Origin of the sequence: Halomonas alkalicola (assembly GCF_030704205.1) — a bacterium.
GTDB classification, from domain to species: domain Bacteria; phylum Pseudomonadota; class Gammaproteobacteria; order Pseudomonadales; family Halomonadaceae; genus Halomonas; species Halomonas alkalicola.
Map to the genome: position 1 here is coordinate 1,077,085 of NZ_CP131913.1, position 20,283 is coordinate 1,097,367.

15 protein-coding genes and 4 pseudogenes are annotated in these 20,283 nt (G+C 68.0%); 9 read left to right on the forward strand and 10 right to left on the reverse strand.

Annotated features, from left to right (window positions below; all coding sequences use genetic code 11):
• Window positions 1–46: 46 nt before the first annotated feature.
• Genes B6N23_RS05175 through B6N23_RS05185 form a run of 3 tightly spaced genes read right to left on the reverse strand, consistent with a single transcriptional unit; the run spans window position 47 to window position 5,770 of the window.
• Complete coding sequence (locus B6N23_RS05175) at window positions 47–1,459, reverse strand: efflux transporter outer membrane subunit (RefSeq protein ID WP_305502511.1); 1,413 nt, start codon at window positions 1,457–1,459, stop codon at window positions 47–49.
• Window positions 1,452–4,595: an efflux RND transporter permease subunit gene (locus tag B6N23_RS05180; RefSeq protein WP_305502513.1), complete on the reverse strand. Its 3,144-nt coding sequence runs from the start codon at window positions 4,593–4,595 to the stop codon at window positions 1,452–1,454. Before B6N23_RS05180 ends, B6N23_RS05175 begins: the two co-directional genes overlap by 8 nt.
• Window positions 4,595–5,770 carry an efflux RND transporter periplasmic adaptor subunit gene (locus B6N23_RS05185; protein ID WP_305502515.1) on the reverse strand — a complete coding sequence of 392 codons (1,176 nt, stop codon included), beginning with the start codon at window positions 5,768–5,770 and terminating at the stop codon, window positions 4,595–4,597. Before B6N23_RS05185 ends, B6N23_RS05180 begins: the two co-directional genes overlap by 1 nt.
• A 425-nt stretch (window positions 5,771–6,195) precedes the next feature.
• Here B6N23_RS05185 and B6N23_RS05190 point away from each other — a divergent pair, with 425 nt between their 5' ends.
• Entirely contained in the window at window positions 6,196–7,029 is an 834-nt protein-coding gene (locus B6N23_RS05190; RefSeq protein ID WP_305502519.1) for an alpha/beta fold hydrolase, read from the forward strand.
• Between the two features lie 89 nt (window positions 7,030–7,118).
• Here the strand turns inward: B6N23_RS05190 and B6N23_RS05195 are convergent, their stop codons facing one another.
• On the reverse strand, window positions 7,119–7,625 hold the full coding sequence (locus B6N23_RS05195) for a fasciclin domain-containing protein (RefSeq protein ID WP_305502522.1): 507 nt from the start codon (window positions 7,623–7,625) through the stop codon (window positions 7,119–7,121).
• A gap of 134 nt (window positions 7,626–7,759) precedes the next feature.
• Between B6N23_RS05195 and B6N23_RS05200 the strand changes: the two genes are divergently transcribed.
• Window positions 7,760–8,074, forward strand: coding sequence for a YqfO family protein (locus B6N23_RS05200; protein ID WP_305502524.1), 315 nt, complete (start codon window positions 7,760–7,762; stop codon window positions 8,072–8,074).
• Window positions 8,075–8,125: 51 nt separating this feature from the next.
• Here the strand turns inward: B6N23_RS05200 and B6N23_RS05205 are convergent, their stop codons facing one another.
• On the reverse strand, window positions 8,126–8,683 hold the full coding sequence (locus tag B6N23_RS05205) for an NUDIX hydrolase (protein WP_169957781.1): 558 nt from the start codon (window positions 8,681–8,683) through the stop codon (window positions 8,126–8,128).
• 78 nt (window positions 8,684–8,761) lie between these two features.
• Here B6N23_RS05205 and B6N23_RS05210 point away from each other — a divergent pair, with 78 nt between their 5' ends.
• The 4 genes from B6N23_RS05210 to B6N23_RS05225 are packed head-to-tail and all read left to right on the forward strand — an operon-like array spanning window position 8,762 to window position 12,319.
• Complete coding sequence (locus B6N23_RS05210; protein WP_110068286.1) at window positions 8,762–9,397, forward strand: CoA pyrophosphatase; 636 nt, start codon at window positions 8,762–8,764, stop codon at window positions 9,395–9,397.
• A 26-nt stretch (window positions 9,398–9,423) separates the two neighbouring features.
• Window positions 9,424–10,089: a 2OG-Fe(II) oxygenase gene (locus tag B6N23_RS05215; protein WP_305503700.1), complete on the forward strand. Its 666-nt coding sequence runs from the start codon at window positions 9,424–9,426 to the stop codon at window positions 10,087–10,089.
• Entirely contained in the window at window positions 10,089–11,672 is a 1,584-nt protein-coding gene (locus B6N23_RS05220) for an ATP-binding protein (RefSeq protein ID WP_305502529.1), read from the forward strand. The genes B6N23_RS05215 and B6N23_RS05220 overlap by 1 nt, the downstream gene beginning before the upstream one ends.
• A complete protein-coding gene (locus tag B6N23_RS05225) occupies window positions 11,669–12,319 on the forward strand; it encodes a response regulator transcription factor (RefSeq protein ID WP_305502532.1) in 651 nt (216 codons plus the stop codon). The genes B6N23_RS05220 and B6N23_RS05225 overlap by 4 nt, the downstream gene beginning before the upstream one ends.
• 167 nt (window positions 12,320–12,486) lie before the next feature.
• Here the strand turns inward: B6N23_RS05225 and B6N23_RS05230 are convergent.
• The 4 genes and pseudogenes from B6N23_RS05230 to B6N23_RS05245 form a co-directional block, all read right to left on the reverse strand.
• Window positions 12,487–13,544, reverse strand: a pseudogene (locus B6N23_RS05230) (L,D-transpeptidase family protein).
• Window positions 13,545–13,706: 162 nt separating this feature from the next.
• On the reverse strand, window positions 13,707–15,155 hold the full coding sequence (cls, locus tag B6N23_RS05235; protein ID WP_439649833.1) for a cardiolipin synthase: 1,449 nt from the start codon (window positions 15,153–15,155) through the stop codon (window positions 13,707–13,709).
• Window positions 15,152–15,948, reverse strand: a pseudogene (gene lgt, locus B6N23_RS05240) (prolipoprotein diacylglyceryl transferase). The gene cls and the pseudogene lgt overlap by 4 nt, the downstream one beginning before the upstream one ends.
• 15 nt (window positions 15,949–15,963) lie before the next feature.
• On the reverse strand, window positions 15,964–16,491 hold the full coding sequence (locus B6N23_RS05245; RefSeq protein ID WP_305502535.1) for a hypothetical protein: 528 nt from the start codon (window positions 16,489–16,491) through the stop codon (window positions 15,964–15,966).
• 341 nt (window positions 16,492–16,832) lie between these two features.
• Here B6N23_RS05245 and B6N23_RS05250 point away from each other — a divergent pair, with 341 nt between their 5' ends.
• The 3 genes and pseudogenes from B6N23_RS05250 to B6N23_RS05260 all read left to right on the forward strand — a co-directional run bounded on the left by B6N23_RS05250 (window position 16,833) and on the right by B6N23_RS05260 (window position 18,998).
• Window positions 16,833–17,330, forward strand: coding sequence for a transposase (locus B6N23_RS05250; protein WP_119022644.1), 498 nt, complete (start codon window positions 16,833–16,835; stop codon window positions 17,328–17,330).
• Window positions 17,327–17,611, forward strand: a complete 285-nt coding sequence (locus tag B6N23_RS05255; protein ID WP_096655370.1) for a helix-turn-helix domain-containing protein — start codon at window positions 17,327–17,329, stop codon at window positions 17,609–17,611. The genes B6N23_RS05250 and B6N23_RS05255 overlap by 4 nt, the downstream gene beginning before the upstream one ends.
• 130 nt (window positions 17,612–17,741) lie before the next feature.
• A pseudogene (locus B6N23_RS05260) lies at window positions 17,742–18,998 on the forward strand (IS256 family transposase).
• Here B6N23_RS05260 and B6N23_RS05265 read toward each other — a convergent pair.
• Window positions 18,974–20,163 (reverse strand): annotated as a pseudogene (locus tag B6N23_RS05265) (IS3 family transposase). The pseudogenes B6N23_RS05260 and B6N23_RS05265 sit on opposite strands and share 25 nt — an antisense overlap.
• Window positions 20,164–20,283: the final 120 nt, after the last annotated feature.

The window sequence follows — 20,283 nt, forward strand, 5'->3', positions numbered from 1 at the left end:
CGGGCGGCCACCCTGGGCCGCCCAGGTTCCATGGGTCGCGCCCGTGTCAGCCCTCGACCTGCCAGCCGCCGCCCAGCGCCTTGAACAGGGTGGCGGTGGCGGTCAGGCGATCGCGCATCGCTTCAGACAGCGCCAGCTCCGCGGCGAGCAGCGCCCGCTGGGCGTCGAGGAGCTCGATGAAGCCCACGAAGCCCTCCCGGTAGCGCACCTCGGCCAGCTCCAGGGTGCGCTCGAAGGCCGCCACCTGGCGACCGATCGCCTCCACCCGCTCCCCGCTCGCCTCGTAGCTGACCAGTGCATTGCGCACCTCGTTGAAGGCCTGGGCCACGGTGGCGCGATACTGCACCTCCGCCTGCTCGGCCAGGGCCTCGGCGGTCTCGATGCGCGACGCGCTGCGCCCGAAGTCGAACAGCGGCCCCATCACCGTGGCGGAGAGCCCCCAGGTGCCGGCCGCCGAGGTGAACAGGTCCCCGGCGTCGCCGGCGGCAGTGCCCAGCAGCCCGCCCAGGTTGAAGCGCGGCAGGCGGCTCGCCTCGGCCACGCCGATCCCGGCGTTGGCGGCGACCAGCCCCGCCTCCGCGGAACGAATATCGGGGCGCCGCGAGAGCAGCTCCGAGGGCAGCACCGCCGGCACGCCATCGGGCAGTGCGATCGCCTCAAGGTCGTTGTCGCCATAGTCCAGCTCGCCCATCAGCTCGGCGGGGCTCATGCCCACCAGCAGCGCCAGGGCGCCCTCCAGCATGCGCACCCGCTCACGCTGGCCTGGCAACTGGGCCAGGGTCGACTCCAGCTCCGACTGGGCCTGACGCAGGGCCAGCTCGTCGCTCTCCCCCACGTCGAAGCGCAGCTGCTCCAGGCGGAAGGTCTCCTCCCGGGACGCCACGGTCGCCTCGGTGATGCGCAGCTGGCGCTCGGCGCTACGCAGGTCGAAGTAGGTGGCCACCACATCGGCGATCACGTTGAGCCGCACCGCATCGTGGGCGAAGAGGCTCTGTTCGAGCAGCGCCTCGGAGGCCTCCCGCTCCCGGGCCAGGCGGCCCCAGAGGTCCAGCTCGTAGTCCAGCACGCCGGCCAGGGAGAAGAGGTTGTCGGTGCTGCTCTGCCCCAGGGGCGAGGCGGCCCCCGGGGTGCGCTCCCGGGCCGCCTCGGCCTGGGCATTCACCGACGGCAGCTGCTCGGCCCGGGCCAGGCCCAGGCGCGCTCGCGCCTCCTGGATCCGCGCCAGCTGCAGGCGCAGCTCCAGGTTGTCATCCACGGCCCTGGCCACCAGGGCATCCAGGTGCGGGTCCTCGAACTGGCGCCACCACTGCTGCCAGTCGGCGCGGGCCTCGTCGGAGAGCAGCACATGTTCGGGCCACTCGTCGGGCAGGTCCAGCGCGGGGGCCCGATAGTCGGGCCCCACGGCACAGCCGGCGATCAGCGCGGTGGAGAGCAGCAGGGCAGGGAGTACCTTACGCATGGGTTGACTCCTTCCGTTGCCGAGCCGCCTTGCGCTCGCGCAGCCAGGTGGTGAGATCGTCAAGCAGCTTGTAGGCCAGGGGCACGAAGATCAGCGCCAGGGAGCTGGCCAGGAGCATGCCGCCCACCACCACGGTACCGATCTCCTGCCGGCTGTTGGCGCCGGCGCCGGTGGCAAAGACCAGCGGCAGGGTGCCGATGATAAAGGTCAGCGCCGTCATCAGGATGGCCCGGAAGCGCTGCTGGGCCGCGGCCAGGGCCGCCTCGGCGGAACTCTTGCCCTCGCGCCGGTTCTGGGCGGCGAACTCCACGATCAGGATGGCGTTCTTGGCCGCCAGGCCGATCAGCACCAGCAGGCCTACCTGGAAGTAGATGTCGTTGGGGAAGCCCCGCAGCATGGCGGCGAGCGACGCCCCCAGCACCCCGAAGGGCACCGCCGTGGCCACCGCCAGGGGCAGCGACCAGCGCTCGTACTGGGCGGCCAGGATCAGGAACACCATCAGCAGGCCCAGGCCGAAGGCCAGGCCGCCGGCGCCGGCCGCGGCGTCGAGCTGGTAGGCCTCACCGGTCCAGCCCAGGGAGGCATCGCCACCCTGCAGCACCTCGGCGGCCACCGCCTCCATGGCCTCCTTGGCCTGGCCGGTGGTGTAGCCCGGCGCCGCGTCGGCCAGGAACTTGGCGGCCGAGTAGACATTGTAGCGGTTGAGTATATCCGCCCCGGCCTCCCGGGTCAGGGTCACCAGGGAGCTGAGCGGAATCATCTCGCCGCTCTGGGAGCGCACGAAGACCTTGTTGAGGTCCTCCGGCTGGCTGCGGAACTCGCCCTCCGACTGCAGGTTCACCTGCCAGTTGCGCCCCGCCAGGGTGAAGTCGTTCACGTACATGGAGCCGAAGGTGCTCTGCATGCTGGCGAAGACCTCGTTGATCGGCACCCCCATGGCACGGGCCTTCTCCCGATCCAGCTCCGCCCGGTAGCGCGGGATGGAGGCATCCAGGGTGGTGCGGGCGTTGGTCAGCTCCGGGCGCTCGTTGGCGGCGGCGGCAAGCCGGCCGGCCAGCTCGGCGATCTCCTCGGTGCTGGCGTCGCCGCGGACCTGCAGGTAGCCCTCCACGCCACCGGTCAGCGAGAGCCCCATGATCGGCGGCGGCGTGAAGGCGATCACGAAGGCCTCGGGAATGCCGCCTCCCATGCCCATGATCGGGCCAGTCAGCGACTGGGCATCCTGGCCGGGGCCTTCGCGCTCGCTCCAGTCGGCCAGGTTGGCGAAGCCCACGCCGACATTGCTGCGCAGGGCGCCGGCAATGATGTCGAAGCCGGCGACGGAGGTGAACTCATCCACCTCGTCCATCTCCAGCAGCATCGCCGAGACCTGGTCGCGCACCGCCTCGGTACGCGGCAGCGCCGACACCTGGGGCAACTGGTATACCACCAGCGCCACGCCCTGATCTTCCTGGGGCACCAGCCCCGGGGGCAGGCGCGACATGGTGAACAGCGTGGCGGCGAGGACGCCGGCAAACAGCACCACGCCGACCAGCGCATGGCGCAGCAGCTTGCCGACCAGCCAGGTAAAGCCGGCGGTCAGCCGATCGAAGCCGGCGTTGAACCACTGGAAGGGCTTGGCCACGGTGTGGGACTGCTTGTCGAGCAGCAGAGCGCACATGGCGGGCGTCAGGGTCAGGGCCACCACGCCGGAGACCACGACGGAGACGGCGATGGTCACTGCAAACTGACGGTAGAGCTCGCCGGTCAGGCCGCCCAGGAAGGTCACCGGGGCGAATACCGCCACCAGCACCAGGGTCGAGGAGACCACGGCACCGGCCACCTGCTTCATGGTCTCGATGGCCGCCTCGCGGGCCTTCATGCCCTGTTCCTTGATCAGGCGGTCGACGTTCTCCAGCACGATGATGGCGTTGTCCACCACGATGCCGATGGCCAGCACCAGGCCGAACAGCGTCAGCAGGTTGACCGAGAAGCCGAAGGCCAGCATGCCGGCGAAGGTGCCGATCAGCGACACCGGGATCGCCGCCACCGGAATCAGGGTGGCGCGCCAGTGCTGCAGGAAGACGAAGGTCACCGCCACCACCAGCGCCACGGCGATCAGCAGGGTGATGAACACCTCGCGGATGGAGATCTCGACGAACTCGGTGGTGTCGTAGGGCACCGTGTAGGCGAGCCCCTCCGGGAAGCGGGAGGAGAGATCCTCCGGGGCCTCGCGAACCGCGGTGGCGGTCTCCAGGGCGTTGGCGCCCGGCTGCAGGTAGATGCCCATGGGCACAGCGTTCTGGCCGTTGTAGGTGGCCGAGAAGGCATAGTTCTGGGAGCCCAGTTCGGCGCGGGCCACATCCCCCAGGCGCAGGGTGCTGCCATCCTGCTCGGCGCGCAGGATGATGGCCTCGAACTCCTCGGCCTCGGAGAGCTGGCCCTGGGTGGAGACGGCGAAGGTGAAGGCCTGCCCCGCCGGGGCGGGCTCGGCGCCGATGCTGCCGGCGGCGAACTGGGCGTTCTGCTCCTCGATCGCCGCGGCCACATCGGAGGGAGTGAGATCGAACTGCGCCAGCTTGTCCGGCGACAGCCACACGCGCATGGAGTAGTCCATGGCGCCGAACAGCGAGGCATCGCCCACGCCGGGCAGGCGCACCAGTTCGTCGAGCACGTTGAGCAGCGCATAGTTGGACATGAACAGCACGTCGCGGCTGCCGTCCGGCGAGAACAGCACCGGCACCATCAGGATGTTGTTGGAACGCGCCTCGACCCTGACCCCCAGGGTCTGCACCTGCTGGGGCAGCCTGGAAAGCGCTGCCTGCACACGGTTGTTGACGTTGATCGCCGCCTGGTCGGGGTCGGTGCCCATGGCAAAGGAGATGGTGATCTGCAGGCTGCCGGCATCGGTCGAGGTCGACTCCATGTAGAGCATGTTGTCGACACCGTTGATCTCCTGCTCCAGCGGTGCGGCCACCGCCTCGGCGATCACCGTGGAGCTGGCGCCGGGATACGCGGCCTCGACCACCACCTGGGGCGGCACCACGTCGGGGTACTGCTCCACCGGCAGGGCCCGCAGCGCCGCCAGGCCGACCAGCATGATGATGATGGAGATGACCGAGGCAAAGATCGGCCGATCGATGAAGAACCTGAGCATCACGCCTCCTCGTCGTCGACGTCGGCGGCGTCGAGCGACACCTCGGCGGCCGTCTCGTCTTCCACGACGTCCTCGGCGGAATCCGCCACGCTGACCTGCACCGGCATGCCATCCTGCAGCATCACCAGGCCGCTGACGATGATGCGATCACCCGCTTCGAGGCCGCTCAGCACCACCTGGCGATTGTCGACGATGGGCCCCAGCGCCACATCGCGGGCATGCGCCCGGTCCTCGGCGACCACGAAGATACGCGGGCCGCCGGGGCCCTGGCCCACCGCCTCCTGGGGTACCAGGAAGACGTCGTCGAGCTCCTGCACCAGCACGCGCACGCGCACGAACTGCCCTGGCACCACCAGCCCCTCCGGATTGGGGAAGACGGCGCGCGCCGAAACGCTGCCGGTGCGCGGGTCGATGGTGCTGTCGGTGAAGTCGATCTGGCCGCGCTCCTCGTATTCGCTGCCGTCGGGCAGGGTCAGCCACGCCTCCCGGGGCGCCTCCGCCTGGGCGTCACTCATGGCCCGCCGCGCGGCGCGCTGCAGGGCCGCATCGCGCTCGGGCAGCGAGAAGCGCACATGGATCGGGTCCTGCTGGGTCACCGTGGTCAGCAGGGTACCGCGCTCGATCAGGCTGCCCTCGGGGAAGCTCTCAAGCCCCGTCAGGCCGTCCAGGGGCGCCTCTACCTGGGTGTAGCTGAGGTTGAGCTCGGCGCTGGCCACCCCGGCCTCTGTCAGCGCATAGCGCGCCTCGGCCAGCTCCCGGGCGGACAGCGCGCTGTCGCGCTCGCGCTCGCTGACCGCGTTCTGGTTGAACAGGGTCGAGATGCGCCGCCACTCGCGATTGGCCTGGTTCAGCTCGGCCTGGGCATTGGCGCGCTCGGCCTCGGCGCGCTTGAGGGCGATCTCGTAGGGCTCGCGGTCGATGCGAAACAGCGCGTCGCCCTCGCTGACCATCTGGCCCTCGGTGTAGAGGCGCTCCTCGAGGATGCCGTCGACCCGGGCACGCACCTGCACCTCCCGGGAACCCCGTGCGCGGGCCGCATACTCCTCGATCACCTCCACGCTGCGCGGCTCCACGCCCACCACGACGACCGGGGGGGGCGGGCGGTCGCCGCCACCGCCGCCGGGCGCTCCGGCCTGATCGTTGTCCTGACCGCAGGCGGACAGCCCGACGGCCATCAGGCCCGCCAGGGCAAGGATTCTCAGGGGCCTGTGCCTCTTCAGGGGTGCCAATCGCATGGAAGTCTCCTGTCAGGGTGGTGTCGCACGGGAAGAGCGAGGGCGCCAACTTCTGCGGTGGGCGCTGCAGCGCGGGATTGTAGCTACATTCGTGTATGTATACTACCCGACTTCGCCCACCGCACCCGCTGCCGTAAAAAAAAAAACCGCCCGGGGCGGGCGGCAAGGCAGGGTGGGTACAGACGGGACTTGAAACGAGAAAAAAGAGGTCATTTCAAGTGGAGGGCGAACCACCCTCGCCAGCAATATTGGACCACGGTTATCCATATTTCAACATTTGTATAGCTTTATGCCCTCGACCCCACCTCGCCCCGTCGCTAACCTGCCTCCAGGAGTTTTCGTGGAGCCCCCCCCGGAGAGATGAGATGGATGCCCTGGAACTGGTTCGCCTGGACGGGCTGGAGCTTGCCGCCCGGATCTGGCACCCCGACGCACCCCGAACCCTGGTGGCCTGGCACGGCCTGGCACGGCACGGCGGCGACTTCGCCGCCCTGGCCCGCCGCCTCGGTCCCGAGTGGCGACTGATCGCCCCGGACACCCCCGGCCGCGGCCTCTCCGGCTGGTCGCCGCAGCCGCCCCACGACTACCGCTACGCCCGCTATGCCGAGCTGGCCGTCGCCCTGCTCGACCACTTCGGGCTGGAGCGGGTGTCCTGGGTCGGCACCTCCATGGGGGGCCTGCTGGGCATGCGCCTGGCCGCCGAGCCCGATACCGCCTCGCGCATCGAACGCCTGGTGCTCAACGATATCGGCCCGGAGCTCGAGCCCGCCGGGCTTGCCGATATCGCCTCCTACTTCGCCCGGCCCCACCGCTTCGACAGCTTCTCCGACCTGGCGGCGGAGCTGCGTCGCCACTACGCCGGCTTCGGTCTGGAGAGCGATGCGGCCTGGCGCGAGATGGCCCTGGGCAGCGCCCGGCGCCTCCCCGACGGCGGCTGGAGCTTTCACTTCGACCCGCGCATCGCCGAGCAGTTTGCCCAGGACACACCCCGGGACCTGTGGGCGGACTGGGCCACCATCGCCTGCCCGCTGATGGTGATTCGCGGCGCCGACTCGCCCCTGCTCAGCGCCGGTGCCGTGGAGAGGATGGCCGAGGCCCAGCCCGGGCTGGTCGCCCTCGAGGCCCCCGGCTGCGGCCATGCCCCGATGCTGGACCGCCCCGAGCAGGTCGAGCCGCTGCGCGCCTTCCTCACCCGCTGACGCGGCCCGCCGCGAAGGGCCCTCCACAAAAAAGCCGCCCGGGGCGGGGCGGCAAGAGCAAGGGACTGGAGGAAGCGCGGAAAGGGGGGTCACTCGGGCAACAGTACCGCGTCGATCACGTGGATGACGCCATTGCTGGCCTCGATGTCGGCCTGGATCACGTTGGCCTCGTTGATCATCACGCTGCCGTCCATGGTGGTGATGGTGATCTCCTGGCCCTGAACGGTCTCGGCGCTCTCCAGCCCCATGGCGTCCTCGGCCATCACCTTGCCGGCCACCACATGGTAGGTGAGGATCGCCTGCAGGGTCTCCTGGTTCTCGGGCAGCAGCAGCTCCTCCAGGGTGCCCTCGGGCAGGGCGGCAAAGGCTTCGTCGGTGGGCGCGAAGACGGTGAAGGGACCCTCGCCCTTCAGGGTGTCGACCAGGCCCGCTGCCTCGACGGCGGCCACCAGGGTCTCGAACTCCCCCGCCGCCACGGCGGTGTCGACGATGTCAGGATGGCCGTGATCATGGTTGCCGGCCTGAACGGCGCCGGCCATCATCAGACCGGTCGCACCGATGCTCATCCAGCGGGTTACTGCCTTGAAGCTTGTCATGGTCTTGCTCCTCGAATGCCTGCCCGGGGGCAGTTCGTCAGGGGTATCGCTATTGTACGCGACAGATTATTTGTACACCTTGTGAACAAGAAGTTCACGGCCCGAGCACTTTTTTTTCTACAGGAGGGTTGATCATGTACAAGCTGGCCTTCTTCGTCCCCGTGGAGGACGCCGAGGCGGTCAAGGAAGCCGTATTCGCCACCGGCGCCGGGCGCATCGGCGACTACGAGGCGTGCTGTTTCCAGACGCCGGGCACCGGGCAGTTCCGCCCGCTGGCCGGCGCCAACCCGCATATCGGCCGCGTCGGCGAGCTGGAGCGCGTCGAGGAGCTCAAGGTGGAGCTGGTCTGCGAGGACGACCGCATCCAGGCCGCCGTGGCCGCGCTCAGGCTGGCCCACCCCTACGAGGAGCCGGCCTATGACGTCTGGAAGCTGGAGACCTTCGACTGACGCTCAGGCGGAACCAGCGTCAGGCAGAACCAATGTCAGGCAGAGCCACCGTCAGGCTGAGCCAAAGTAGCGCTCGCGATCCTCGGGGGTGATGTCGCTGACGTGCAGCGGAAACCGCTGATCGCGGCGGTCGGCGTAGAAGTGGCGCAGGGTGCGTTCGATGGTGGGAAAGGCGAGCTCCTCCCAGGGGATCTCGTGCTCCTCGAACAGCGCCACCTCCAGGCTCTCGGGGCCGGGGCCGAAGCCGCCGGTGAGATCGGCCCGGAAGATCATGTAGACCTGGTTGATGTGGGGCAGGTTGATCAGGGTGTAGAGCCCGTGGATATCGACCTCGGCGCAGGCCTCCTCGCGGGTCTCCCGGGCGGCCGCCTCCACGGTGGTCTCGGCGTTCTCCATGTAGCCCGCCGGCAGGGTCCAGTACCCCTTGCGCGGGGCGATGGCGCGGCGGCAGAGCAGGACCCGGGTGCCGCTCACCGGCAGGGTGCCGGCCACGATGCGCGGGTTCTGGTAGTGGACGGTGCCGCACTCGTCGCACAGGTGGCGGGGGCGGTCATCCCCCTCGGGAATCGCGAAGCGCACGGTGTGGCCGCAGTGGCTGCAGAAGTTCATGGGGCTCCCGGGCAGGCTGGCGGGCTTGACGCCGCGGAAGGCGGCCGGGTAGAAGGAATCAAACCCGATGGAAACCCCATGTTAGAGAATCTTCGCGAACGCCTGCAAGCGCACCGCCCCCGGCGGTCACTGCTGCAGCTGCCGGAGGCGGCGGTGCTGATGCCCATCGTCGACCGCCCCGAGCCGACCCTGCTGCTCACCCGCCGCGCCGCCCACCTCAACACCCACAGTGGCCAGGTGGCCTTCCCCGGCGGCAAGCGCGAGGCGGGCGACCCTGACCTGCTGACCACCGCCCTTCGGGAGTCCCATGAGGAGATCGCCCTGCCCCCCTACCGGGTGGAGCTGCTCGGCCGGCTGTCGGACGTGGTCTCGCTGCACGGCCTGCGCGTCACTCCCTACGTGGGGCTCATTCCACCGGACCTGCCCCTGATCCCCGACCCCACGGAGCTCGACGCCATCTTCGAGGTGCCCCTCGCCCACTTCCTGGAGGATCGCCGCCACCATACCGACGTCATCCCCGTGGACGGCCGGCCCCTCTATGTGCCCAACTACCACGTAGACGGCCAGGTGATCTGGGGGCTCTCGGCGATGATGCTGGTGGAGCTGCTGGCCGAGGGGTTCGGCTGCCCGGTGAGTCTGGACAGGAAGCCCCCCGGCCGGCTCTGCTACTTTCCCGACCGCCTGCTGCGCATCCAGCAGCAGGCGAGCCGCTGACCCGTTCGACCCAGGAGACCACGACACTGAGCCTGCCCTCCGCCCTGCCCCCCGCGCTGGCCCCCGAGGCCCTGCCCCGCCTGATCGATGCCTTGGTGGAACAGGGCTGGTACCTGGGCGAGGGGGTGCTGGACGCCGACCTGTGCGCGGAGCTTCACGCCGAACTCACCGCCCTGGCCGAACGCGACGCCCTGGAGGCCGCCGGCATCGGCCGCGGCCAGGAGCTTCAGCTGCGTCGCGATATCCGCGGCGACGCCATCCACTGGCTCGACCGCGAGAGCCTCGCCCAGCGCCGCTATCTGGAGGCCATGGGCGAGGTGCAGCAGGCACTGAACCGGGCACTGTTCCTGGGGCTCTTCGAGTACGAGGCCCACTTCGCCCACTACCCGCCCGGCGCCTTCTACCGCCGGCACCTGGACAGCTTCCGCGGCCGCGCCAACCGGGTGGTCTCCACCGTGGGCTACCTCAACCCCGACTGGCCCGAGGACGGCGGCGGCGAGATGGTGCTCTACGCCCCCGACGAGCCCGAGCGCGAGGTGGCCCGGGTGCGGCCCAGCGCCGGCACCTTCGCCTGCTTTCTCGCCGAAACGGTTCCCCACGAGGTGCTGCCGACCCGCCTGCCGCGGGCCAGCATCGCCGGCTGGTTCCGGCGCAACGCCTCCCTGGGCGGCCGGGTGGACCCGGCGCGCTGATGACGGGGCAAAACGAAAGGACCGAGGGGCTGGCGGCGCGCTGCGCCGAGCTGGAGGCAGAGAACCGGCGGCTCAGGGACCAGCTGCAGCCACTCCAGGACGAGCGCGACCACTACCAGTGGCTGGCCGAGAGCACCACCGACCTGATCAGCCGGCACGCCCGGGACGGCACCTTCCTCTACGCCTCCCGCGCCGCCCGGGACCTGCTCGGCTACGCCCCCGAGGAGCTGATCGGGGTCTCCGCCTACGATCTCTTCCACCCGGCGGACCTGGCCGACCTGCTCAACAAGTCGCCGCGGGTCTACTACCACGACGGCTTCTACCAGCAGACCTACCGCTTCCGAGCCAGGGGCGGCCACTATGTCTGGTTCGAGACCACCAGCCGCACCCGCCGCGACCCGGCTACCGGCGAGCTTCTGGACATCCTCTGCGTCTCCCGGGACGTGGGCCGGCGCATCCAGGCCGAGGCCAACCGTGAGCGCCTGGCCCGGGTGGTGGAGTCCACCACCGACTATGTGCTCTTCATGGATGACGACGAGCGGCTGTTCGATGCCAACGAGGCCGCCCGCCGCCTGCTGCGCCTGCCTCGGGAGGGCGGCGAGGCCCGCCTGTCGGACGCCTACGGCGAAGAGTCGCTGGCCGAACTGCGCGATATCGTGCTCCCCGCGGTGGCCCGCTATGGCTCCTGGAGCGGCGAGCTGGCCATGCGCGGCCCCGACGGGCCGGTGCCGGTGCTCAGCGTGGTGATGGCCCATCGGGGCCTGGGCAGCGAGCCGGGCCATGTGTCGCTGCTCAACCGCGATATCGGGCTGCGCAAGGCCGCCGAGACCCAGGACCGCCGCCACCAGGAGCAGATCGCCCACGCCAACCGCCTGGCCACCACCGGCGAGCTCGCCTCCAATATCGCCCACGAGCTCAACCAGCCCCTGGGAGCCATCGCCAACTACGCCAGCGGCGCCCTGCTCAAGCTCGACGCCGACCCCGACCTGCCGGCCGAGGCGCTGCGCCTGCCGCTCTCCCGGATCAGCGACCAGGTGGCCCGCCTGGCCGAACGCCTGCGGCATATCCGCGCCTTCGTGCGCAAGGGGCAGACCCGGCCGCGGCCGGCTGTCCTGCTGGAGGTGGTGGACGCCGCCTGCCGGCTCTGCGAGTGGCAGTTCCAGCAGGCCGGCATCGCGCTGGAGCACCACCTGCCCGAGACCCTGCCGCGGGTCATCGTCGACCCGGTGGCCCTGGAGCAGGTGCTGGTCAACCTGCTGCTCAACGCCCTGGAGGCGAGCCGCGACCACCCCGGCGCCGAACGGGTCAGTCTGCGCGCCCGCCAGAGCGGTCGCCGTGAGGTCACCCTCACGGTCAGCGACCAGGGGCCCGGAGTGCCGGCCAGCGACGCCGAGCGCATCTTCGCGCCCTTCCACTCCGGGCGACCGGAGGGGCTCGGCATGGGGCTCGCTATCAGCCACTCGCTGATGGAGGCGATGGGGGGCGACCTGCGCCTCCTGCCCGCCAACGGTTCCGGCGGCGCCACCTTTGCCGCTACACTGCTGGCCGAACCCGCTCCCCTGGCTGCCGCGAGACACCCGTGACCGACACACCCGACGCCTGCATCGCCGTCGTCGACGACGACCAGGACCTGCGCGAGTCGCTGGCCTGGCTGCTCGACTCCGTGGGCCTGGCCAGCCGCGCCTTCGCCGACGGCGAGGCCTTCCTGGCCGCCGACCCTGACGCCTTCGACGTCGTACTGCTGGATGTGCGCATGCCGGGCCTCTCCGGCCTGCAGGTCCAGCAGCGCCTGAACGAGCGCGGCGACGAGCTCCCGGTGATCTTCATGACAGGCCACGGCGACGTCCCCATGGCGGTGGCGGCCCTCAAGGCCGGTGCCCTGGACTTCATCGAGAAGCCCTTCAACCACCAGCAGCTGATCGATACCGTGCAGCAGGCGCGGCAGGCCCACCAGCGGCAGCGCCGGGAGCGGGAGCGCCACGACGACCTGCAGGCGAGCTACGCGGCGCTGCGCCCCAAGGAGCGGCAGATCCTGGTGCACGTGGCGGAGGGGATGACCAGCCGCGAGGTCGCCGAGCATCTGGGGATCAGCGCCAAGACCGTGGAGGTCTACCGGCTGCGCGCCATGAAGGCGCTGGGAGCGTCGAGCCTCGCCGAGCTGGTGCGGCTCTGCGTGGCGCTGGAGCTGGTGGAGGCGCTGCCTGACCGGGGTCAAGTCGACGCCGATTGATGCCCGCCGAGGCGTCCCGGCGCCTTGTCGCGGCCGCCGGCCACTGCCTGAGCGGCACCGCCGGCCGCTTCAGCCTGGCGAACGCCCCTGGCACGACCACGGCGACCACGGCCGCCACTGACGAGAACGGGCGCCCGAGGGCGCCCGTTCCGTGAGCCTGGCTCGCGTCAGTCGTCGCTGAGCGCCAGCTCCTCGAAGAGGCCGTTCAGCGCCGGCGCCTCGTCGGGCTCGGGCTCGGGGGGCGCCTGCAACGCCACCACCTGGCCGCTGGGCTCTTCGAGCAGGCCACGCAGCTGCTCGAAGTCGAAGGCAGCGCCGTTGGCATTGCCCGCGTTGAGACGGGAGATGGTGTCGATCAGGGCCGACATGCCGTGCTCCTGGGACTCCAGGGGCTCGAAGACCTGCACCAGGGCCTGGCCGTCCCGCCAGCCCACCTTGATCGGCTGGTCGATGATGTTGACCTGGGTGCCCACCGGCACGGTGTGGAACACCGACTCGATATCCTCGGGGAACATGCGGATACAGCCGCGGCTGGCGCGCATGCCGATGCCGTCGGGATCGTTGGTGCCGTGGATCAGGTAGCCGGGGATATCGAGCAGCACGGCATGGCGCCCCAGGGGGTTGTCGGGGCCGGGCGGCACCACGGCCGGGGCCGGCTCGCCGCGGGCGGCGGCTTCCTCGCGCATGGAGCGCGGCGGATACCAGGCCGGGTCCTCCAGGCGCATGGTGGTCTTGGTGATGCCCAGCGGGGTGTCATAGCCCTCGCGGCCGATGCCGATCGGATAACTCTCGACCCGCGGGGTCTCGCCGTTGCGCGCCTCGGGAAGTAGTAGTAGAGGCGCAGCTCGGCGACGTTGATCACCACCCCGGTGCGCTCGGCATCGGGCAGGATGAACTTGCCGGGAATGGTCACCTCGGTGCCCTCGCCGGGAATCCAGATGCTGACGTCCGGATTGGCGCGCACGATCTCCTCGTAGCCAACGTTATGGCGGCGCGCGATGTCGATCAGGGTGTCCTCGTGGTCGTCCACGGTCACGGTGTAGACCTCGCCGATCACGTTGCCCTCCTCGGGCAGCGGGTAGTGGCCACGGGGCCATTCGCGCTCCTCGTCGGCCTGAACGGCGCCGGTAAACGCCAGCAGACCGGCGAGAAGCCCGCTCTTGGCAAGGGCCAGCCACCTCAGGCCCTCCCTCGAGCTATCCGGCTTACAACTTGTCATTGCCATCTATATCACCTCGTCAAGGCAGCCTCGGCCGCAAGGCCTCGGGATCATTATCGTGTCCGTAGTGTAACGGGGAGCACCCCGTCCCGGAGCAGCAAGAGTGTTGAGATTTGTCACCGGGCTCCCTGACGCCCGGTACCAGACGCGACGTCTCGGCACGTTGGCTCACAGCACCGGCGCCAGCAGGTACGAGGCACGAGCGGCGACCCGGTGCCAGAGCGGGTGGTGATCGATCTCATCGGCACGCATCCTTCTCGACTGGACAAAATCACGCTCGAACATGGCTTCGACCTCGGCGGCGAAGCCGGGATCCATCACCAGCGCGGTGACCTCGAAGTTGAGCCGGAAGGAGCGGTTGTCGAGATTCACGGTGCCGACCGCCGCGCCGATATCGTCCACCAGGAAGGCCTTGCCATGCAGGAAGCCCCCCTCGTAGCGGTAGACCTTGACCCCCGCCTCGAGCAGCGAATCGAGGAAGGCGTAGGCGGCAAAGTAGGTCAGCGGGTTGTCCGGCCGCTCGGGAATCAGGATCCTCACGTCCACGCCGCTCAGGGCGGCCAGCTTGAGCATCGAGAGCACGCCTTCGTCGGGCACGAAGTGGGGGCTGGAGATCCAGATTCGCTCATGGGCGGCGTGGATCGCCTGCTGGATCATCAGGCTCGCGGTCTCGAAGCGGTCCGCGGGCCCGGTGGGCAGGATCAGCACCGGCATGCCGTGGTGGCTCGGCACCACCGGCGCCCAGGGCAGCTCGGGCAGTGTCTCGGTGGCCCAGTGCCAGTCCTCGAGGAACACCAGCTGCAGCGCCAGGGCCGCCGGCCCCTCGATCATCAGGTGGGTGTCGCGCCAGGGACCGATGCGCGGATGGCCGTGCAGGTACTCGTCGCCGACGTTGAAACCGCCCACCCAGGCCCGCTCGCCGTCGGCCACCACGATCTTGCGATGGTTGCGGAAGTTGAGCTGGAAGCGGTTGCCCGTGCCGCGGGTGGAGTGGAAGCGGTGCACCTGGACCCCGGCCTCCTGCATCGCCCTGAGATAGCTCCCCGGCAGCGCATAGCTGCCGATCTCGTCATAGAGGAAGAAGACCTCCACCCCCTGCCGCGCCTTCTCGATCAGCCGCGCCTGCAGCGCCCTGCCCACCTCGTCGGCGCGCACGATGTAGAACTGCACCAGCAGATAGCGCTCGGCGGACTCGATGCCGGCGAACAGGCTCTCGAAGGTCGCCTCGCCGTCGATCAGAAGCTCCACCCGGTTGCCGCCGAGAAACGGCAGCTTGGCCAGCTGCTCGACGCCTACCAGGTGCTTGTCGCTGTGGGCGGCGGAGACGCCGTGGGCGCGCAGCTCCGCCAGCTTGTCGGCCAGCGCCTGTCCCAGCGCCGAGTCCTCGTCGCGCCGCGCCGAGACATAGCCCTGGAACCGCGCGCGACCGAACACCCAGTAGGTGGGCACCGCCACATAGGGCACGGTGTTGAGGGAGACGATCCAGGCGATGGCCCCCTGGGAGGTCCGGCTCGACATCATCGCATCCAGCGATGAGGCCAGGCCCACCAGATGAGCGATGCCCATCACCAGCAGAATCCGGCGCCAGGGGCGGCGTCGCCTTGCCTGAAGCGTCATCGGGAAGCGGCTTCCACCGCCGGCTGTCGCCGCGACCAGCCGATCAGCGCCGCGCCTGCCACCATCATCGGCAGGGTCAGCGCCATGCCCATGGTCACCCAGCCGAAGGCGATGAAACCGATATGCGGATCGGGCAGGCGCACGAACTCAACGGCGAAGCGGAAGACACCGTAGAGCAGCAGGAAGAGCCCGGAGATCAGCCCGGTGCGGCGCGGCTCGCGGGAGAGCCACCAGAGCACCGCGAACAGCACCACCCCCTCCAGGGCGAACTCGTAGAGCGCCGTGGGGTGGCGCGGCTCAGGCCCCATGTGCGGGAAGGGCATCGCCCAGGGCAGCTCACTGACCCGGCCCGGAAGCTCGTGATTGATGAAGTTGCCGATCCGCCCCGCCCCCAGTCCGATCGGCACCAGCGGTGCGATGAAGTCGGTCAGCGACAGGAAGCCGAGCCGCTTCTTGCGCGCGAACAGCCAGGCCGCCACCAGCAGCCCCCGACCAGGCCGCCGTGGAAGCTCATGCCCCCCTCCCAGAGTCGCAGCAGCCAGAGCGGGTCGGCAAGCCACTGCCCGCTGCCGTAGAAGAGCGCATAGCCCAGCCGTCCGCCGAGCACCACGCCGACGGCGGCGTAGAAGATCAGGTCGCCGATATCATCGTGGGTCAGGCCCAGGCGGTGGGCCCGGCGGCGCCCCAGCCACCAGGCGGCAACGAAGCCCACCACGTACATCAGGCCGTACCAGTGAATCGCGAACGGGCCGAGGCTGATGGCCACCGGGTCAATCTGTGGATATTGCAGCATGGGGTACCTCCCGGTTCACTCGAGACGCGACCAGTCGCGCCCACCGTTCTCGCTGATCAGCAGCTGATTCAGGTCATCGGCCGCCACCAGTCGCTGGGGATTGTCGGGATCCACCGCCAGGTGCATCAGATAGCGCTCTCCGAGCATCTGGCGGCGTGCCAACCACACGATTATCGGCGGTAGCACGAGCCGCTGCAGCAGAGGTGTCAGCCCGGTGCCCACAAGAGGCAGTGTCGGCATCCGCTCGGCGTACTGCCAACGCTGCTGAAGCTCAGTGGCATGCCACTCGAGACCGACTGTAATCACGATACCAGTGGCAATGAAGGCGAAGATCGCTCGCGCATCGGGCCGGAGCAGCCAAGAGCGCTGGCGCCGAAACATCGCTACGACCCAGAAAGCCACCAGGGCAATAAGCACATCGCCCATGGTTGCCCGGGTGCAAAAGATGACCGCATCCCAGTGAGCCATCTCAGGCATTGCGACGAAGTAGGGAACTTGCAGGAATTCCCACGGATAGTTCAACAGAAACGCAAATAGCGCCACGTTGAACTCCGGGATGGCCAATAGCCGGCTAGACCTGCTGTATCCGGCTCGTGCTCCCGCCATTATCAGGGCTCCAGAACAGAGAGAAGGCGATGCTGGGCAACAGCTTGAGACAGTGTTTCACGCCATTCGAAGCCAGGCAACCGCTGCCATGCTTACAGCTCGAGCAGCCATCGTTCCTTGATACCGGTCAAGCGATCTCCTTGGACAGTGAGCTATGGTGAAAAGACCAATCGGCGTCAGACACCCATACGCCGTGCCAACCCCCAGTGTCAGGATGACTGTCGTGCCCTCTGATACCCTGTTCCTATAAACCGATCAGGGGGCGAAAGGAGACACTCATGCCTCGTTACTCAGAGGAGCGCCGGCAAGCCGTGGTCACCAAGCTGCTGCCTCCCCACAACCTCTCCCCGCAGGTGATCGCGGAGCAGGAAGGGATCTCGCTGGGCACCGTCTACACCTGGCGCAAGCAAGCCCGCGCCGAGGGACGTTGCCTGCCGGACGCGCTGGGCAAAGGCACCGATGGCTGGTCGTCCAAGGACAAGTTCAACGCCGTGCTTGAAACCGCCTCGATGAATGCTCAGGAGACCGCGGAATACTGCCGCCGTCGGGGCATCTTCCCCGAACAGCTGGGGCGGTGGCGGCATGACTGCGAGCAAGCCGCCAGCCTCTCGCACTCGGAACGCCAGCGTGAAGCCGACGAGGCCAAGCAACAGCGCAAGCGCATCAAGGCGCTGGAAAAGGAGCTCGCCCGCAAGAACGAGGCCCTGGCGGAGACCGCAGCGTTACTGGCCCTCAGAAAAAAGGCGAGGGCGATCTGGGGGGACGAGGACGCATGATCAGCACCCCAGATCGCCAACGCGCCATCGCGCTGATCGAAGAGGCCAGGGCCCAGGGGGCCCGCCTGGAGGCCGCCTGCCGAGAGCTGGGCATCACCGCCAGGACGTACCAGCGCTGGACGCGCGGCGGCGAGCTGCACGAGGACCAGCGCCCTTTGGTCGGCCGGCCGGTGCCGGCTAACGCGCTAACACCGGCCGAAGAACAGGAGATCCTCGACGTGTGCCACCGCCCCGAGTACGCCAGCCTGCCGCCAGAGCAGATTGTTCTGGTCAAGTCGTAGCGGACACTTTTATTAAGCTGCTTCCGCGATTGAGTTAAGCTCAGTTCTTGTGTATGGAGGGCAGTAGAGAGGGTGGCGTATCCTGTTGATTGATCTCGCTAGATCACAACCAACATAGGACGGATACGCCATGACCGATTCTACTCTCCAAGCCGTGACGCAGCCAGACGCAGGTGCCACCGATCCGCTGCATGAACTGCTGCGTAAGGGAGCCCGAGACCTGATCGCCAAGGCCGTGGAGGCGGAGTTGAGCACGTTTCTGGAGCTATATGCCGACAAGACGCTGGAAGACGGCCGTCGAGAGCCGTCGTCCGCAACGGCTACCTGCCGGAGCGCACCGTGCAGACCGGTATCGGCGATGTCGAGATCAAGGTGCCCCGGGTCCGTGACCGCAGTGGCGACGGGGTGACCTTCAGCAGCGTGCTGCTGCCGCCCTACCTGAAGCGGGCCCGCAGTATCGATGAGCTGATCCCCTGGCTCTACCTGAAGGGAGTCTCCACCGGCGATTACCAGGAGGCCCTGTCGGCCCTGCTGGGTGACCAGGCCAAGGGTCTCTCGGCCAACACCGTGTCGCGGCTCAAGAAGCAGTGGGAGGACGAGCATGCCGACTGGCAAAAGCGTGACCTGGCAGAGCAGCGCTATGTCTACTGGTGGGCGGACGGCGTGTACAGCAACGTGCGCATGGATGACCGCCTGTGCCTGTTGGTGATCATCGGCGTCACCGAGCAGGGTCGCAAGGAGCTGGTGGCTGTCGAGGATGGGCAACGCGAGTCGGAGGCCAGCTGGAAAGAGCTGCTCACGGGTCTACGCGAGCGCGGACTGACCACTGCCCCCAAGCTGGCGGTCGGCGACGGCGCCATGGGCTTCTGGGCTGCACTGAGCAAGGTCTATCCGGAGACCGATCACCAGCGTTGCTGGGTCCACAAGACCGCCAACATACTGAATAAGCTGCCGAAATCCGTGCAGCCCAAGGTCAAGGCCGACCTTCACGAGATCTGGATGGCCGAGACCCGCGATGAGCACACACAAGGCCTTCGATCGCACCGTGAAACGCTTCGAGGCCAAGTACCCCAGAGCCATGGAGTGCCTGGCCAAGGATCGGGAGGAGTTGCTGGCGTTCTATGACTACCCGGCAGAGCACTGGGTGCATATCCGCACCACCAACCCGATCGAATCGACCTTCGCCACGGTCCGCCTGCGGAGCAAGCGGAGCCGGAATTGCGGCTCCAGAGCGACGACCCTGGCGATGGTCTTCAAGCTGCTTCAGAGCGCCCAGAAGCGCTGGAAGCGGATCAAGGGGTTCAACAAGCTGGAGCTGGTCGTGAACAACGTCCAGTTCCAGGATGGCGAGCCCTTGACCGATCAGTCAGACAGGTCTGCCGCCTGACCGGCTATACACAGGATTTGACAATAACTCTCCGCGATTTTCTCGATCTCCCTCGGCGTGTGGTAGCCAAGGGTCGAGTGGAGCCGGCAGCTGTTGTACTCCATCTCGATATAGGTCACGACGTCGCGCCTCGCTGACTGGCGGGTCCAATACCGCTGTCCCTCCAGCCATTCGCTCTTCAGAGAGCCGAAGAAGCGCTCCATGACCGCATTGTCCCAACAGTTCCCCTTGCGGCTCATGGAGGCCTGGAACCCGTGCTTTGCCAGTCGTTCGCGATACGCACGAGAGGCGTACTGGCTGCCGCGATCCGAGTGGTGAAGCACGCCTCGGGGAGGCTGTCGGCGGCCAATTGCCATCTCCAGGGCGTCCAGGGTGAGTGACGTCTTCATATGGTCGGCCATGGCCCAGCCGATGACCTGTCGGTCGTAGAGGTCCAGCACGGCCGCCAGGTACAACCAGCCTTCCAAGGTCCAAATGGCAGTGATGTCGGCCACCCACGCCTGATTGGGCTCAGGCACCGTGAACTGCCGCTTGAGCAGGTTGGGAGCCACTGGCAGCCCGTGGTCGCTGTCCGTCGTATGCCGGTAGCGGCGACGCTGTCGGCAGGCGACACCCGCTTCCTGCATCAGGCTACGCGCCTGATAACGACCGACCGTATGACCTCTGCGACGGAGTTCCTTGGCCATTCGCCGGCTCCCATAGCTACCTCGTTTCTGATCGTGGATGTCCTTGACCTCCCGGTGCAGGCACTGGCGCTGCTCATCGGGTTCACGCTGACGCCAGGCATAGAAGCCACTGCGGCTGACGTCCATGACACGGCACAGCACCGCCACTGGGAAGGAGGCCTTCTCCGACTCGATGAACTGGTATCTCAGCTCGACTCTCTCGCGAAGAAGGCCGTGGCTTTTTTTAAAACCTCCTTTTCAATCCGCAACTTACGAACTTCTTCGCGAAGCTTCTTGATCTCGGCATCCCGCTCATCCACCTGGTCGTCAGTCACACCATCCTCTCGGTCACGTTGCTGGCGGCACCAGCGATCCAGCAGGCTGCGATCGATATCCAGCCGCCTGGCGGCCTCGGAGATGGCATAGCCCTCTCCTCGAACCATGTTGACCGCCTCAGCCTTGAATTCGTCGGAGTAACGACGTCGCGTCTTCTTGGTCATGAACACCTCCAATGCCTCCAGTATGAGGCTTACCGGGGTGTCCGCTCCAATTAGACCAGTTCAATATCACTTGATGTCGATCAAGCGACATTGGATGCCAGTGAGCTATGGTGAATAGGA